This is a genomic window from Brevibacillus fortis, from assembly GCF_046196545.1.
In the GTDB taxonomy this organism is placed as follows: domain Bacteria; phylum Bacillota; class Bacilli; order Brevibacillales; family Brevibacillaceae; genus Brevibacillus; species Brevibacillus fortis_A.
This window is the reverse complement of record NZ_CP176370.1, coordinates 4,041,120-4,056,826: the sequence shown is the minus strand read 5'-3', so window position 1 is coordinate 4,056,826 and position 15,707 is coordinate 4,041,120. Positions and strand designations below refer to the sequence as shown.

Below are 15,707 nucleotides of genomic sequence, written 5' to 3'. Positions count from 1 at the left end.
GGCAAGGGCACGGAATGACAAGCAGGCGGGACTCTTACAGTCCGGTCAGTTTGTCCGAGGGCTTCTTGTCTCCTGACAAGGAGCCTTTTTTCGTAAGGTCCACTGTTCCCGTCGAGAAGGGGGATATTGAGATGATTAACAAAAGCGTCATTATGGATGAAGCGGCGATCCGCCGCGCGCTCACTCGAATCGCACATGAAATTATCGAGCGAAACAAAGGCGTCGAGGATCTCATTATCGTGGGTATTAAGACCAGAGGGATCTACCTCGCGCAACGTCTTGTGGAAAGAATCGAAATGATTGAAAATGTAAAAGTCCCAGTCGGTGAGCTGGACATTACGTTCTATCGTGACGATCTGCAACACAAGTCCGAAGATGCCATTTTGCAAGGCTCCAAGCTCCCGGATCAAATCACAGGCAAGACGGTGATTCTGGTGGATGATGTTCTCTACACGGGAAGAACGGTGCGCGCCGCATTGGATGCACTGATTGACAACGGTCGACCACGGATGATTCAACTGGCTGTTCTGGTTGATCGCGGTCATCGCGAGCTGCCAATCCGCCCTGATTTCGTCGGAAAAAACCTCCCAACTGCTCGAACGGAAATTGTCGATGTACAATTGGCAGAAGTGGACGTTATGGACATTGTGTCCATCCGACAGCTACTGTAAAAATAAAATAACTCCTCTTTAAAAACGATCCCGTGAGGTCGGCAAGAGGCAAGAAACTTCCCATGAGCATGGTGAAGCTAGCCTCTTTGTGTCCGCACAAAGAGGTTTTTTGTATAAAAGAAGCTTTTTGAATGAAAGAAACAAAACAGGGGGCATACAGGCATGAGCCAAAAAAATTACATCGATGTAGACGAAACACCACATATTTCGCGATTGCTGCCACTTAGTATTCAACACTTGTTCGCGATGTTCGGCTCGACTGTACTTGTACCGATCTTGACGGGTCTGGATGTTGCAACAGCCCTCTTGGCGAGCGGGATCGGAACACTTCTGTTCCTGTGGATCACCAAAGGAAAGCTTCCGAACTATCTCGGTTCTTCCTTCGCCTTCATCGGTCCGATTATCGTCGTGAGTCAATCACATGGCGTAGGTACTGCACTCTTAGGTTGCTTCCTCTCCGGGATTGTGTACATCATCGTCGCCGGAATCGTGAAGAAGGCAGGGGTCAAATGGCTCGATCGGGTACTGCCACCAGTTGTCATCGCATCTGTCATCGTTGTAATCGGTCTGAGCCTGGCTGGCGTAGCAGTAGACATGGCGACGAAAGTCACCGTAGACGGTCAATCGCAAATGTCACTGACTTCGATAGAAATCTCGCTCGTTACTGTGGTCGTAACAGTGCTTGCAGCGGTTATGCTACGCGGTTTCCTTGGTCTTATCCCCATCTTGATCGGAATGGCTTCAGGTTATGTATACACACTGCTGCGTCACCCTGATCTGATTCATTTTCAAACAGTAAAAGATGCTCCTTGGGTTGTTGGATTCAGTGAAATGTTTACCTCTCACTTCAAATTTGCAGAGGTGACGAGTGCAATGGCGAATCCAAGCGCATGGATCGCTGCCCTGGTTATCGCACCAGTCGCTTTCGTCACACTGGCGGAACATCTGGGTCACTTGCTGGTAACGAGCAAGGTCATGGATCGTGATTTGATGAAAGACCCTGGACTGCACCGCAGCTTGCTTGGGGATGGTGTTGCAACTTCACTCGCTGCGATTATGGGCGGTCCTCCTGCAACGACGTACGGTGAGAACATCGGAGTCCTTGCGATTACAAAGGTATACAGCCGCGTCGTCATCGGTTTGGCTGCCGTTCTCGCGATTATGTTCGCCTTCGCAGGTAAGATCAGTGCCTTCTTGATGACGATTCCAACGCCGGTACTTGGCGGTGTCTCCATCATCCTGTTCGGTATCATCGCGGCACAAGGCTTGCGGATGTACGTCGAGCACAAAGTGAATTTTGCAGACAAACGCAATATGATTCTCGCAGCCGTCATCCTCGTCACGGGAATCGGCGGATACAAAATCAGTTTTGCAGGTACAGGTATCGCTTTCCTGAACGATCTGACCATCGATAATATCGCACTCTCTACCTTCCTGGGAATTATTCTGCACCTGATCCTTCCAGGGAAAGAGTCCGCGATGGGAGAAGCGCACCACGAAGAACAAAAACAAATAGCCTAAACGTTCCCAATCCTTTAAATCCAGTCCAGAGAGGCTGGCAAGGCAAAGAACGCTGTTTTGGCTGCCCGAAAAAGGCACTCAAGCAGCTTCTTGTCTCGCTTGCCTCCAGATGCAAAGCGATGCCAAGAAGCTTTTTCTTTTGACCAAACTGAACCGGAGGGATTCATGATGAAAAATGTAGCGCACCTGATTGGCCTCAAAGACTTATCAAAAGAACAGATCATCCAGCTCCTCGAGCGAGCAGAGTATTGGGCTGCCAGACCAACTGAGCAAGCGGATATCCTGCGCGGACGGTTTGTCGCGAATCTGTTCTTCGAGGCCAGCACCAGAACCCGCTTTTCTTTCGAAGTAGCTCAAATGCGACTGGGCGCACATGTTTTGAACTTCATTCCGGAAACCTCCTCTACCGTAAAAGGCGAGACGGTCTATGACACGATCCGCACCTTGGAGGCAATGGGCGTGGAAGCAGCCGTTATCCGCACCAAGAAAGAAGGCCTGCTGCAAGAGTTGGCAGAAAGCGTAGACCTGAAGCTGATCAACGCGGGAGATGGAACAAATGAGCACCCGACCCAATGCCTGCTCGATCTTTTGACCATGAAAAGGCAGTTTGGCCAGCTCTCTGGTCTCACAGTAGCAATCATTGGAGACCTGCGCCACAGCCGCGTGCTCGGTTCTCACCTCCATGCGCTACCGAAGCTCGGCGTGAATCTGCTGCTCTCAGGTCCAGCTACGATGATGCCGGCGCATATCCCGCAAGGTGTCAAAATCGTGGATATGGAAGAAGCGGTTCAAACCGCAGATGTGGTCATGATGCTGCGCGTTCAGCTGGAGCGCCATGCGGAATCCCTCTATCTATCGAAGGAAGAGTACCACAAGGCACACGGGCTCACTATAGAAAGAGCCAAAATGATGAAGTCTGGCGCAGTCATCATGCATCCGGCACCCGTCAATCGCGGGGTTGAGATTCATACCGATTTGGTAGAATGCGAAACGTCCTTGATTCAAACCCAAGTGACCAACGGAGTCGCAGCAAGAATGGCAGTTCTAGAAACTCTTTTGAAAGGGAGCGAAATGACATGGGAATCATCCTTGGCAACGGCAACGTACTAAATCAGGCGGGGGAACTCACCCCGATGGAAATATTGGTGGAAAAGGGAAGAATCACAGCGATGGGGGAAACACTCGATCGCGAGGGGCATGAATGGATCGACTGCCACGGCGGCATGATTAGCGCGGGTCTCATCGATGTCCACGTACATCTGCGTGAGCCAGGCTTTGAACATAAAGAAACGATCGAAACAGGGGCAAAAGCAGCGGTACAAGGCGGATTTACAACAGTAGCATGCATGCCGAACACACGACCGTCCATCGACAGTGTCGAGACCGTGACCTACATTTTGGACAAAGCGAGCGAGGCTGGTATGGCGCGCGTCATCCCATATGGTGCGATTACCGTTCGCCAATTGGGAAAAGAGCTGACGGATTTCGCTGGGTTAAAAGAAGCGGGGATCTTCGCGCTGACAGATGACGGTGTAGGTGTGCAATCAACAGCAATGATGAAAAAGGCCATGCAAAAAGCAGCAGAGCTCGGTATCGCAATCGTCGCTCACTGTGAAGACGAAGACCTGTTGATCCCGGGAGCAGCTTTGCATGACGGGGTGGTAGCAGCTCGACACGGACTCCCTGGAATTCCATCTGAGTCAGAGTCCATCCACGTCGGCCGCGATATTTTGCTGGCAGAACAGACAGGTGTGCACTACCATGTATGCCACATTAGCGCGAAAGAGTCGGTGCGTCTGGTACGCGACGGGAAACGCGCTGGCGTAAATGTAACGTGTGAAGTCAGTCCGCATCACCTCTTGCTGTGTGACGAGGATATTCCGGACAATCTGGATACAAATTGGAAAATGAACCCGCCTCTGCGCTCTCGTGAGGATCGCGCTGCACTGATTGCGGGATTGAAAGACGGCACCATTGATATGATCGCCACAGACCATGCACCGCACACCCAAGAGGAAAAAGCAAACGGGATTAACCGTGCACCATTCGGAATCGTCGGACTGGAGACAGCATTCCCGCTGCTGTACACCAATCTCGTGCAAAGCGGAGAGCTGACCTTGAAGAAACTGGTTGAGCTGTTGACCGTGAAGCCAGCAGAAGCATTCAAACTGCCATACGGACGTCTGGAAGTGGGCGCACCAGCAGACCTGACTGTGATTGATCTGGAAACGGAAAAAACAATTGACCCAAGCACATTCGCAAGTAAAGGAATCAACACACCATTTGCTGGTTGGGCATGCAAAGGCTGGCCGACCCTGACGCTGGTTGATGGGAAGATCGTATATCAAAACGTGTAAAAACGACTTACAGACAAGACAAAAGTTTTTACACGACAATGGAGGAGGAGCATAAATGCGTGCAAGATTGATCTTGGAAGATGGAACAGAATTTATCGGGACGGCATTTGGAGCGACAACGGAGTCCTACGGGGAAGTGGTTTTTAATACAGGGCTGACTGGCTATCAGGAGGTTTTGTCCGACCCATCCTACTGCGGACAGATCGTCACCATGACATACCCGCTGATCGGAAATTACGGGATCAATCGAGACGACTTTGAAGCTGTTCGTCCATACATTCATGGCTTCGTTGTTCGCGAGCATTGCGAGGCACCGAGCAACTGGCGCAATACGAACACACTCGATGAACTACTGAAAACATACGACATCCCGGGCATTGCGGGTGTCGACACTCGGATGCTGACGAGAAAAATTCGTTACCACGGCACGATGAAGGGCATGATTACAACCAGTGAAGCTCCGTTGGCTGAATTGGTTGCTGCCCTGAACGGCACGACATTGATGACAGACCAAGTATCACGCGTTTCTACGAAAAGTGTCTTCAGCTGCCCAGGTACAGGTCATCGGGTAGTGCTGGTAGACTTCGGAGCCAAGCACGGGATTTTGCGCGAGCTGACCAAGCGCAACTGTGACGTAGTCGTCGTGCCTTACAATGTAACAGCAGAAGAGATTCGCCGCATTCAGCCGGACGGAATCCTCTTGTCCAATGGCCCTGGGGACCCGAAGGACGTACCGCAAGCCGTAGAGATGATTCGCGAAATCTTGGGTGAATATCCTCTGTTCGGAATTTGCCTTGGTCACCAGCTGTTTGCACTAGCATCTGGCGCTGACACGACAAAAATGAAATTCGGACACCGTGGCGGCAACCATCCGGTAAAAGAGCTGCCAACGGGACGAACATATATCACATCCCAGAACCACAGCTATGCAGTCAAAGAAGACTCACTGGCAGGCACGGAACTGGAAGTTACACATATCGCACTCAATGATGGCACCATCGAAGGTGTACGTCATGCAGCAAAGAATGCATTCTCAGTACAGTACCATCCAGAAGCAGCTCCAGGTCCGTATGATTCCGGCTACCTGTTCGACCAGTTTCTTGCGATGATGGAAACCGCTAAGGAGGAAAAAACTCATGCCAAAACAAGATAATCTGAAAAAAATCCTCGTAATCGGCTCTGGACCTATCGTCATCGGGCAGGCTGCTGAATTTGACTATGCAGGCACGCAAGCATGCGAAGCGTTAAAAGAAGAGGGCATGGAGGTAGTTCTGATCAACTCCAACCCGGCGACTATCATGACCGATACAAACATGGCGGACAAAGTATATATCGAGCCAATCACACCTGAATTCGTAGCGCGCGTCATTCGTCAAGAGAAGCCGGATGGACTACTGCCTACGCTTGGAGGTCAAACAGGCTTGAACATGGCTGTTGCCCTCTCAGAAGCAGGCGTTCTCGAGCAAGAAAATGTAAAGCTGCTCGGAACCAAGCTGGAATCGATCAAGCAAGCAGAAGACCGCGAACTGTTCCGCTCCCTCATGAATGAACTGGGTGAGCCGGTACCTGAATCTGTCATCGTGAGCACGGTAGAAGAAGCTGTCAATTTCGCAAACGAAATCGGTTATCCCATCATCGTTCGTCCTGCCTACACCTTGGGTGGTACAGGCGGCGGAATTTGTGAAGATGAAGAAACCCTCCGCGAGATCGTCGCAAGCGGATTGAAATACTCCCCGATTACGCAATGCTTGATCGAGAAAAGCATTGCCGGTATGAAAGAAATCGAGTACGAAGTGATGCGCGATGCCAACGACAACTGCATCGTAGTCTGCAACATGGAAAACATCGACCCAGTCGGCGTGCATACAGGTGACTCCATCGTAGTAGCGCCTAGCCAAACACTGGCTGACCGCGAATATCAAATGCTGCGCACATCCGCACTGAACATCATCCGAGCGCTTGGTATCGAGGGTGGCTGCAATGTACAATACGCACTCGACCCGCACAGCTTCCAGTACTACGTGATCGAAGTGAACCCGCGTGTGAGCCGCTCTTCTGCACTGGCTTCCAAGGCAACAGGCTATCCAATCGCAAAGATGGCAGCCAAAATCGCAATCGGCTACACGTTGGATGAACTGAAAAACCCGGTGACAGGCCAAACGTACGCATGCTTCGAGCCAACACTGGACTACATCGTTAGCAAAATCCCACGCTGGCCGTTCGACAAGTTCCAATCCGCCAACCGCAAGCTCGGTACGCAAATGAAAGCGACTGGAGAAGTCATGGCGATCGGCCGGACGTTTGAAGAATCGATCATGAAAGCCATCCGTTCCTTGGAAATCGGCAGCTATCACATCGAGATCAAGGGAGCAAACGAAATCAGCGAGGAAGATTTGAAAGCACGACTGGTGCACGCGGATGACGAACGCCTCTTCCTGCTCGCAGAAGCACTGCGCCGTGGCTGGACGATCGAACAACTGCACAACCTGACCAAGATCGATCTGTTCTTCCTGCACAAGTTCCATAAAATGATTGCCTTTGAAGCGGAACTGGCAAAAGGCTTGACGAGCGAGAAGCTATACGAAGCAAAACGCATGGGCTTCACGGACCGCAAAATTGCCGAGCTGTGCGGTGAGACGGAAGAAGCGGTATACGCCATGCGCAAAGAAAAAGGCTTTGTACCTGTATATAAAATGGTAGATACTTGCGCGGCAGAATTCGAAGCGCAAACACCGTACTACTACTCCGCGTATGAAGTGGAAGACGAGCGCATCGAGACTGGCAAGAAGCGCGTGGTCGTGCTGGGCTCCGGACCAATCCGCATCGGTCAAGGAATCGAGTTTGACTATGCGACTGTCCACGCTGTCTGGGCACTAAGAGAAGCGGGCTATGAGGCAGTGATCATCAACAACAACCCGGAGACCGTTTCTACAGACTTCAACACTTCTGATCGCCTGTACTTCGAGCCTCTGTACATCGAAGACGTCATGAACATTCTCGATGTGGAAAAACCAGAGGGTGTCATCGTACAATTCGGCGGACAAACCGCGATCAATTTGGCTGACAAGCTGGCTGCACGCGGAATCAAAATCTTGGGTACGAGTCTGGAAAACATCGACGCAGCGGAAAACCGTGAGAAGTTCGAAGCGCTGCTGCGCGAGCTGGAAATCGCCCAACCACCAGGCAAAACGGTTACGTCGGTCGAGCAGGCAGTAGTGGCAGCAGAAGGTCTTGGCTTCCCAGTCCTGGTTCGCCCATCCTACGTACTTGGCGGACGTGCGATGGAAATCGTCTACAACGAGTCCGAGCTGTTGGAGTACATGGAAAAAGCGGTGAAAGTAAATCCTGATCACCCTGTACTGGTAGACCGTTACATGGTCGGGGTTGAAGCGGAAGTCGATGCGATCTGCGACGGCGAAAACGTTTTGATCCCAGGCATCATGGAGCATATCGAACGCGCAGGGGTGCACTCCGGTGACTCTATCGCTGTATATCCTCCGCAATCCTTGTCCCAAGCGATCAAGGATGAGCTGATCGACATGACGACAAAGCTGGCGCTTGCTCTGCAAATCAAAGGTTTGCTCAACATCCAGTTCGTCATTTATAAAGACCGCCCATACGTAATCGAGGTCAATCCGCGTTCGTCCCGTACGGTGCCATTCCTCTCCAAAGTAACGGGGATTCCAATGGCAAACATCGCAACGAAAGCGATCCTTGGTCACTCTATCATCGAACAAGGCTTTACACCGGGCTACCATCCAGAGGAGTCGATGGTTTCTGTCAAAGTACCAGTCTTCTCCTTCGCAAAGCTGCGTCGCGTCGATATTACGCTCGGCCCTGAAATGAAATCGACCGGAGAAGTCATGGGACGCGAGAGCACACTGGCAAAAGCATTGTACAAAGGCTTGGTCGCAGCGGGCATGAATATCCCGACACAAGGCACCTTGCTCGTGACTGTTGCTGACAAAGACAAGGAAGAAGCGCTAGACATCGTGAAACGCTTCCGTCACCTCGGGTTCAAGCTGATGGCGACCGCAGGCACAGCCGATTATTTGGAGCAAGCGGGACTGCAAGTCACACGCGTAAGCAAATTGTCCGAAGGCACGCCAAACCTGTTGGATGTCATCCATACAGGCGAAGCGAACATCGTACTCAATACACTGACAAAAGGCAAAACGCCACAACGCGACGGCTTCCGCATTCGTCGGGAAGCAGTAGAGAACGGCGCCGTATGCTTGACTTCACTCGATACAGCTTCCGCTCTCCTGCATGTACTGGAGACGATCACATTCTCTACAGAAGCAATGCCAGCCCAGCGTGCTGGTGCAAAAGTGGTAGTAACCGTATAAAAAGGGGAGAGCAGTGTGCAACAACAACTTATCGATATTCGCGAACGCATGATTGTTGCGCTCGACTTTTCCACACTGGATGAAGTCAAAAAGTGCATCGAGCCCCTACAAGGGCATATCCGCTATGTAAAAGTGGGGATGGAGCTCGCTTACGCAGAAGGGCCAGCAATCGTTTCCTTCTTGAAGGAAAAAGGACTCAAAGTGTTCCTCGACTTGAAGGTTCACGATATTCCCAATACAGCTAAAGGCGCGATGAGAAGCCTGGCGCGTCTGGGAGCAGACATGGTAAACGTTCATGCGGCAGGCGGCGTAGCCATGATGGCGGCAGCGAGAGAAGGTTTGGAGCAAGGGACAGCGGCAGGTGCTGCTCGTCCCCTCCTGATCGGTGTGACGATGCTGACATCTACTGGTTTGCAAACGATGAATCAAGAATTGGCGATTCCAGGTGCGGTAGAAGATGTTGTGGTGCACTATGCATTGATGACCAAGCAAGCTGGTTTGGATGGGGTCGTTGCTTCTCCACTAGAGGTACCGATGATCAAAAAAGCTGCTGGAGACGCATTTGTAACCGTGACGCCAGGAATTCGTCCACTGGGAGCAGATCAAGGTGACCAGACGCGTATCACGACGCCGGAACAGGCATTTTGCTTGGGCAGCGATTACCTCGTGATCGGACGCGCGATTACGGGTTCAAAAGATCCGGTAGGGGTTTGGCAAAGTATCGTCGCAGCAGTGGAAAAGGATCGTTCGTAAAGTAGCCAGCTGGAGGGAATAAGTGAAATGACGACAATGACAACCGCTAAACAAATTGCAGCGAATCTTCTCGAAATCGGGGCAGTTCATCTGCGACCGGAGCAACCATTTACATGGACGTCCGGGATCAAATCCCCGATCTACTGCGACAACCGGATCACGATGTCCTATCCGCATGTGCGCCGTGCCATTGCGAGAGCATTTGCCGATTTGATCAAGGAGCAGTATCCAGATGCGCAAGTCGTTGCTGGAACAGCGACTGCTGGTATTCCACATGCCGCATGGGTAGCAGAGCTGCTTGATCTGCCTATGATCTACGTACGGGACAAGGCAAAAGGCCACGGTCGCCAAAACCAGATTGAGGGCGCATTGGCGGCTGGTCAAAAGGTCGTCGTGATTGAAGACCTGATTTCCACAGGAGGCAGCTCCTTGAAAGCAGCGCAAGCGGTACAGGCTGAGGGTGGAGAGGTCCTGGGGGTCGTAGCCATTTTCAGCTACCAATTCCCGGATGCCCAAGCCTTGTTTGAGGAAGCAGGCATTCCTTGCTCCACCATATCGAATTACACAGCATTGTTGGAAGTAGCTTCAGAGCAAGGGGTTATTACAAGCGAACAGGAAAAAGTATTGGGCGAATGGCGGAAATCCCCGCGTACTTTTTTTGAATAAGAAGGGATGCATGAAGAGTAGGGCGGCGGTCAAACCGTCCTACTCTTTTTTGTTTCATCGTGGATCACAACCTGGACCCCTTCGGATCGATAGAACTGGAGGATATCGTCGGCGGTCATATCGAAATGGCCGAAATCCTCTGGAAAAAGAATACCGGGCGTAACAGTTGAGTTTTCGTTATCCCGAATGATTGGTTGTGCAAAAATGGCAGCTCCCAAAGCGGTCAGGTGAGTCTGCCCTTTCGGATCCGTGATCTCGACTTGGCGTTTCACGTTCATGCCATGCTGATTGCGTCCATTTATTTGGATGACAACATGGTGAGGTGAGCCTGCGCCTGGATTGTACAGTATTTTTTGACGTGTGTTCTTGCCGAGCAGGTTCCAAATCCGGCTTTTTACCAATGAAACGAGGGCAAAAGTAGACAGTTTACTGTCGAAGGCGATACGAAAATCAGCGGCAGTTACGTTTTGGGCTTTCACGAGCGTCATGTGATCCGGTGTGTCAAGACGATAGCATTTCGTATGGTATCCATTCGGAAAGGTCACAGGTAACGGATCTGACAAGGGTGTCACTTCTTTTACGCCAGTGGGTGTGGTGACAGTAAAAGGGATCGTCATACGATCCATATAGTCAGTGGAATCTGGACCTGCTTTGTCTTGAAGAGAATAAAGAGCGTGAAGATGAATCCGGACATCTTGCAGGGAAGAGGTATGTATGCTTGCAAGAAGGGCTACAGTTCCCCCCATCCACCCTGAGGCGAGTATGACTGGAGAGCCCATGTTCTGATTCTTCAATCGGTCGATGGACCGTGAAAATCGTTCTGTCCAACGCGTGACGTCAATCAAAGGGATCTGTCGGCGGACCGCAGCTAGTAGCAGCGTGTCATCAGGATCATTTACTGCACTAATAATCAAGGTCAAATCATCTGGAGCATGGGCGAGAGGATCGGATTTGGTGATGTCCAGGAGGAAAGGCTTTAGCCTAGTGGACGCAAAAGGCAATGACTTTCCTGCAGACCTTCCTCCCAGCAATAATTCGAGATTCGGGTGGCGATCGTGCAGGATCTTGGCAATTTGGCTCCCAACCGTTCCGTAGCCGCCGACTATTAAAACTTTGGTGAGGTTCATGAAGATTTCTCCTTTGATTAAAGGTTTATTCGTTTAAGTTTATTAACGGATAGGTGTGAAAAACAGGGACACACTGTCCCTTATCGTGACGGTTCAAATTCAGTTGCACTCTTCTTCGACGAAAGTCACCAATTGCTTAAAAAGTCTGATCGCCTCTGTAATTTCAAGCCGGTAAAACATCTCCGTTCCCTTCTTTTGAACGTTTACTAGGCCCGCTTGTTTTAATATTTTCAAGTGATGAGACACCGTAGGTCTAGACATGGGAATATGCTCGGCGATTTGTGTTACGTTCATGCTTTCCTTGTCGATGAGAAGAGCTACGATTTGCTGCCGAATTGGATCACCTAAGCCTTGGAAGTATGGACTTAACTCCATAAATATTTGAATCGCTTTTTCATTGCAGGTTGGATTCGTCATTGCACACTCCGTTAATAAACTTAATCATTTAAACCAAAGTATATGGGTTCCTCCTTATTTTTGCAAGTCATAAAAACGCCTCGTCTCTTCAAGGGGACGAAGCGTTTTTCATGGAAAAGAGCTAACTTTAGTTAGTGTTAGAAGGAATTTGGCTAATGATATCATTATTCATGATTGCTATTTAATTAGGCAGGGTATCAGAAAAAGTTCGAAGGAGGAAGAGCGATACACATAGGAAAGACAAGTCAGCGTATTCAGGCCTGAAAGAATGTAAGCAGGTAAACTGATTAAATGACAGAAAAGTACGGCGATTGAGTGCAAGGAGGATTATGGTACATACCAGACCTTTTGAATATGAGCAAGACGAAGCATTTATTTGGGAATTGTACTGTTCTACGAGAATCGAAGAAATGGCTCTTTGGGGTTGGAGTGAGTCGGACAAGCTTGCTTTTTTACAGTCGCAGTTTATCATGCAGCAGAAATCTTACCAAATGCAGTTTCCCGCTCAAAATCATCAAATCATTCTCCAATCCGAGCAGCCTATCGGTCGGATGATCACGGATGCGAGTGGAGATGCGCTGCGTCTTGTAGATATTTCTTTGCTGCCTGCTTATCGGGGACAAGGTGTTGGTTCTGGTATGATTGGCGATCTGCAAAAAGAGGCTCAAGCTTTCCAATTCCCTATCCGTTTACGTGTTGTACAAGGGAATCCCGCCTTTCGATTATATGAACGACTTCATTTCATCGTGACAGACTCAACGGGGCTGTATATCCAAATGGAATGGCAGCCACTTCTGCAAAAATGACCAATCTGTTCGTTTGACAAGGGAAATAACCACTTTACATAAGGAGGAAGCAACATGGCAGAGCCATTTCTTGGAGAAATCAGGATGTTTGGAGGAGATTATGCACCACAAGGATGGGCATTATGCAATGGACAAATCTTATCTATTTCTGAAAACGACACGCTGTTTAGTTTGATTGGAACCACATATGGCGGGGATGGACAAACGACTTTTGCGCTGCCTGATTTACGGGGACGTATCCCGCTTAATCAAGGCACAAATCCGAGTACAGGAACTACCTACGTGATGGGTGAAAAAAATGGGGTAGAATCAGTCACCTTAACCGTCTCACAATTGCCCGTGCATACGCATACGGTCCACGCATCATCGCAGCCAGGAACACAGAACAGCCCTGCCAATGCTGTATGGGCAAAAAATGCGCAGCAATATTCAGCGAATGTACCTGATGGATTAATGAACGCGTCCAGCTTGAGCAGTGTGGGTGGGAATCAACCACACAGTAACCTGATGCCGTTTACGGTTATTAATTTCATCATCGCCTTGTACGGAATCTATCCTTCACAAAATTAACATCCAAATCGAACAGGAGGATTTTACATGGAACCATTTCTTGGAGAAATTCGATTTTTTCCATTTTCATTTGCACCAAAGGGTTGGGCTTTGTGTAATGGTGCCGTGCTGCCTATCAACGTAAACCAGGCACTGTATTCCTTGTTAGGAACTACTTATGGGGGGAACGGGAAAACCACGTTTGCTTTACCCGATTTAAGAGGGCGTGTCCCCGTTCATAAAAACAATCAACAGGATCGTCCAATCGTACCGCTTGGTATGTCAGCTGGCGAAGAAACGCATGTATTAACGACAAACGAGATACCCGCCCATACCCATACGGCAACCGGCTCAAATGCAGCTGCCAATGAAAAAGTATGCGCGGGGAACTACTGGGCACAAGCTTCCGCTACAACCTATGGGACAACCCCGGATACGACGATGAGCGAGAGTGCGTTGCAAATGGTAGGGAATAGTGCACCTCATATGAATATGCAGCCGTATTTGGTCGGGAATTTTTGTATCGCGATTCAAGGGGTTTACCCGTCAAGAGACTAGAGGAGGTACTATCATATGGATCCGTATATTGGAGAAATTCGTATCTTCGGTGGCAATTTCGCACCGAGGGACTGGGCTTTTTGTGATGGACAATTGATCCCGATCTCTTCCAATCCTGTATTGTATTCGATATTGGGCACGAAGTATGGGGGAGATGGCAAGAACACATTTGCGCTTCCTAATTTAAGAGGTACAGCCCCGATGAACCAGGGGGCAGGACCTGGCTTGACACCGCGTTCGGCAGGAGAGACAGGTGGCGATGAAAACATCACTCTTCTGCAAAACGATATTCCGGCGCATACTCATATTCCGAATGTGTGCTCAACGCCTACAGTCGCTACACCAACAGGTGCGAAATGGTCATCTACTTTTGGCCGGGGAGCTGTCATTCCTTACTCCAACACGAGTGATGGAACACAGCTTAGCCCCCAGGCAATCGGTATGACTGGCGGGACTCAACCACATAATAATATGCAACCCTATCTCGGACTCTCGTTTATCATTTGTGTGAGAGGCGGGAATTTTCCGTCGAGAGGATAGGAACCGTAGCTTGGACGCCCGATGCTGTGTAGCAGGAGGCGTCTTTTTCGAATGACAGTCACAGCCCTTTCTTCCATCTTTTTCTACTTTTCGTATTCTTCTTGCGAGACGTATGCATTATAATGGATATGTCCGTGATACTAAACGATCGCTTGAAGCTTAAACGATCGCAGAGGATGAAGCAGATGACGAAGATAGAAATACTGAAAAGCATGTTGACGAGCGATCAACGCAACGCGCCAGTATGGCTGTTATTAGGGTTAGAGCATGCTGAGCAGGGGGATCGTACGGAGGCTTTACAGGCGTTTACGCAGGCCCTTGCCTATGGAAATGAAGCGATGAAGGAAAAAATTGTGATCGAACTCAACAAGCTACAAAAGGAATCCCCATATTCGCGGACGTTAAAAGGGATCAATCAGAAGGATTCCTCTACATATACGATGTTTACACCTAAGATACGCGTCATTGAAGGGGGCAAAGGGAAGACCACCGCGAAATCGGTTCAACTCGTTGAGAAAACGGCGGGTTTTGGAATGGTCGGCGGGCTTGGACGAGTAAAAGAGGCAATTTTTCAAAGACTCCTACATCCTATTTCGCAACGGTTGCCTCAAAAGAAAAGTACCATTTTACTTTACGGACCATCGGGGTGCGGAAAATCTTTGCTAGCAAAAGCAACGGCAGAAGAATGCCAGGCTCATTTTTTCTCCATGGCAATCACAGGCGGTCGAAGTATGTATACGCCGTCTAACAGGCAGTTCAACATCCATGACTTACTGGCAACAATCCCTGCCAATAAACCGTTCCTGTTCTTTTTGGATGAACTAGATGCTTCCAGCCATTACGAAGAGCATCCGAACTCCTATCATAGACAGGGGATCGATTCTAAATGGTTTCAGCAGATAACGGAGGCAGGCGAGTACGACGAACGATTCGTCCTGATGGGCGCAACCAACGTTCCATGGGAACTGGAGCCTTCCATGCTCCGAGCGGCTGGTTTTGATCACTGGATTTTTGTCGGGCCGCCAGATCGGAAAGCACGGGAGGATATTTTTCGCTTAAAACTGGAGGGCCGTCCTTCTGAGCTGCTCGATTATGAGCAATTAGCAGGATGGACAGAGTTTTATTCGGGGGCAGACATCGAGTATGTAGTGGAGCTCGCGACGGAGCAGGTATGGCATGATATCGTAACAAAAGGGGTCGAGCGCCCGATTCAAATGAGCGATCTACGGGAGGCCATTGCAGCTACCTATCCAACAACGATTGAGTGGTTGAGGACTTTGAAAGAACATTTGAAACAAGTAGACTACAACGGAATCTATGATGAAGTGTGGGACTACCTGTCTCTTCACAGTAGAATCTGAAATCAACGAAAAGATTGTCGGCTCGCTATCAA

Annotated in this window: 15 protein-coding genes; 13 read left to right on the top strand and 2 right to left on the bottom strand. The window is 49.7% G+C overall.

Annotated features, from left to right (window positions below):
* Positions 1–131 precede the first annotated feature (131 nt).
* The 8 genes from pyrR to pyrE all read left to right on the top strand — a co-directional run bounded on the left by pyrR (position 132) and on the right by pyrE (position 10,317).
* Positions 132–671, top strand: coding sequence for a bifunctional pyr operon transcriptional regulator/uracil phosphoribosyltransferase PyrR (gene pyrR, locus ACKKE8_RS20190; RefSeq protein WP_007728461.1), 540 nt, complete (start codon positions 132–134; stop codon positions 669–671).
* Positions 672–833: 162 nt separating this feature from the next.
* The gene (locus ACKKE8_RS20185) at positions 834–2,192 is read left to right on the top strand and encodes a solute carrier family 23 protein (RefSeq protein WP_409174612.1); all 1,359 of its coding nucleotides are present in this window, start codon (positions 834–836) and stop codon (positions 2,190–2,192) included.
* Positions 2,193–2,360: 168 nt separating this feature from the next.
* The gene (locus tag ACKKE8_RS20180) at positions 2,361–3,302 is read left to right on the top strand and encodes an aspartate carbamoyltransferase catalytic subunit (RefSeq protein ID WP_409179171.1); all 942 of its coding nucleotides are present in this window, start codon (positions 2,361–2,363) and stop codon (positions 3,300–3,302) included.
* Positions 3,269–4,549 carry a dihydroorotase gene (locus ACKKE8_RS20175; RefSeq protein WP_409174611.1) on the top strand — a complete coding sequence of 427 codons (1,281 nt, stop codon included), beginning with the start codon at positions 3,269–3,271 and terminating at the stop codon, positions 4,547–4,549. Before ACKKE8_RS20180 ends, ACKKE8_RS20175 begins: the two co-directional genes overlap by 34 nt.
* Positions 4,550–4,604: 55 nt before the next feature.
* Complete coding sequence (locus ACKKE8_RS20170; RefSeq protein WP_409174610.1) at positions 4,605–5,702, top strand: carbamoyl phosphate synthase small subunit; 1,098 nt, start codon at positions 4,605–4,607, stop codon at positions 5,700–5,702.
* Complete coding sequence (carB, locus tag ACKKE8_RS20165; RefSeq protein WP_409174609.1) at positions 5,686–8,898, top strand: carbamoyl-phosphate synthase large subunit; 3,213 nt, start codon at positions 5,686–5,688, stop codon at positions 8,896–8,898. Before ACKKE8_RS20170 ends, carB begins: the two co-directional genes overlap by 17 nt.
* A 15-nt stretch (positions 8,899–8,913) precedes the next feature.
* Complete coding sequence (gene pyrF / locus ACKKE8_RS20160; RefSeq protein WP_409174608.1) at positions 8,914–9,651, top strand: orotidine-5'-phosphate decarboxylase; 738 nt, start codon at positions 8,914–8,916, stop codon at positions 9,649–9,651.
* A 27-nt stretch (positions 9,652–9,678) separates the two neighbouring features.
* Positions 9,679–10,317, top strand: coding sequence for an orotate phosphoribosyltransferase (gene pyrE / locus ACKKE8_RS20155; RefSeq protein WP_409174607.1), 639 nt, complete (start codon positions 9,679–9,681; stop codon positions 10,315–10,317).
* Between the two features lie 29 nt (positions 10,318–10,346).
* On the opposite strand, the gene ACKKE8_RS20150 is transcribed toward pyrE, so the two are convergent.
* Positions 10,347–11,444 (bottom strand): saccharopine dehydrogenase, encoded by a 1,098-nt coding sequence (locus tag ACKKE8_RS20150; protein WP_409174606.1) that lies wholly within the window; start codon positions 11,442–11,444, stop codon positions 10,347–10,349.
* 99 nt (positions 11,445–11,543) lie between these two features.
* Entirely contained in the window at positions 11,544–11,861 is a 318-nt protein-coding gene (locus ACKKE8_RS20145; RefSeq protein WP_007728447.1) for a metalloregulator ArsR/SmtB family transcription factor, read from the bottom strand.
* A gap of 329 nt (positions 11,862–12,190) precedes the next feature.
* Between ACKKE8_RS20145 and ACKKE8_RS20140 the strand changes: the two genes are divergently transcribed.
* The 5 genes from ACKKE8_RS20140 (at position 12,191) to ACKKE8_RS20120 (ending at position 15,675) form a co-directional block, all read left to right on the top strand.
* Complete coding sequence (locus ACKKE8_RS20140; protein WP_409174605.1) at positions 12,191–12,667, top strand: GNAT family N-acetyltransferase; 477 nt, start codon at positions 12,191–12,193, stop codon at positions 12,665–12,667.
* A 54-nt stretch (positions 12,668–12,721) separates the two neighbouring features.
* On the top strand, positions 12,722–13,237 hold the full coding sequence (locus ACKKE8_RS20135) for a phage tail protein (RefSeq protein WP_409174604.1): 516 nt from the start codon (positions 12,722–12,724) through the stop codon (positions 13,235–13,237).
* Positions 13,238–13,264: 27 nt separating this feature from the next.
* Positions 13,265–13,774, top strand: a complete 510-nt coding sequence (locus ACKKE8_RS20130; RefSeq protein ID WP_409174603.1) for a phage tail protein — start codon at positions 13,265–13,267, stop codon at positions 13,772–13,774.
* A gap of 15 nt (positions 13,775–13,789) precedes the next feature.
* A complete protein-coding gene (locus tag ACKKE8_RS20125) occupies positions 13,790–14,314 on the top strand; it encodes a phage tail protein (RefSeq protein WP_409174602.1) in 525 nt (174 codons plus the stop codon).
* Between the two features lie 185 nt (positions 14,315–14,499).
* Positions 14,500–15,675, top strand: a complete 1,176-nt coding sequence (locus ACKKE8_RS20120; protein WP_409174601.1) for an AAA family ATPase — start codon at positions 14,500–14,502, stop codon at positions 15,673–15,675.
* Positions 15,676–15,707 lie beyond the last annotated feature (32 nt).

What these genes read in the sequence shown, in the direction of transcription:
- pyrR (WP_007728461.1), top strand. Translation starts at nt 132, where the DNA reads ATGATTAACAAAAGCGTCATTATGGATGAAGCGGCGATCCGCCGCGCG.
- ACKKE8_RS20185 (WP_409174612.1), top strand. Translation starts at nt 834, where the DNA reads ATGAGCCAAAAAAATTACATCGATGTAGACGAAACACCACATATTTCG.
- ACKKE8_RS20180 (WP_409179171.1), top strand. Translation starts at nt 2,361, where the DNA reads ATGAAAAATGTAGCGCACCTGATTGGCCTCAAAGACTTATCAAAAGAA.
- ACKKE8_RS20175 (WP_409174611.1), top strand. Translation starts at nt 3,269, where the DNA reads ATGGGAATCATCCTTGGCAACGGCAACGTACTAAATCAGGCGGGGGAA.
- ACKKE8_RS20170 (WP_409174610.1), top strand. Translation starts at nt 4,605, where the DNA reads ATGCGTGCAAGATTGATCTTGGAAGATGGAACAGAATTTATCGGGACG.
- carB (WP_409174609.1), top strand. Translation starts at nt 5,686, where the DNA reads ATGCCAAAACAAGATAATCTGAAAAAAATCCTCGTAATCGGCTCTGGA.
- pyrE (WP_409174607.1), top strand. Translation starts at nt 9,679, where the DNA reads ATGACGACAATGACAACCGCTAAACAAATTGCAGCGAATCTTCTCGAA.
- ACKKE8_RS20150 (WP_409174606.1), bottom strand. Translation starts at nt 11,444, where the DNA reads ATGAACCTCACCAAAGTTTTAATAGTCGGCGGCTACGGAACGGTTGGG.
- ACKKE8_RS20145 (WP_007728447.1), bottom strand. Translation starts at nt 11,861, where the DNA reads ATGACGAATCCAACCTGCAATGAAAAAGCGATTCAAATATTTATGGAG.
- ACKKE8_RS20140 (WP_409174605.1), top strand. Translation starts at nt 12,191, where the DNA reads ATGGTACATACCAGACCTTTTGAATATGAGCAAGACGAAGCATTTATT.
- ACKKE8_RS20135 (WP_409174604.1), top strand. Translation starts at nt 12,722, where the DNA reads ATGGCAGAGCCATTTCTTGGAGAAATCAGGATGTTTGGAGGAGATTAT.
- ACKKE8_RS20130 (WP_409174603.1), top strand. Translation starts at nt 13,265, where the DNA reads ATGGAACCATTTCTTGGAGAAATTCGATTTTTTCCATTTTCATTTGCA.
- ACKKE8_RS20125 (WP_409174602.1), top strand. Translation starts at nt 13,790, where the DNA reads ATGGATCCGTATATTGGAGAAATTCGTATCTTCGGTGGCAATTTCGCA.
- ACKKE8_RS20120 (WP_409174601.1), top strand. Translation starts at nt 14,500, where the DNA reads ATGACGAAGATAGAAATACTGAAAAGCATGTTGACGAGCGATCAACGC.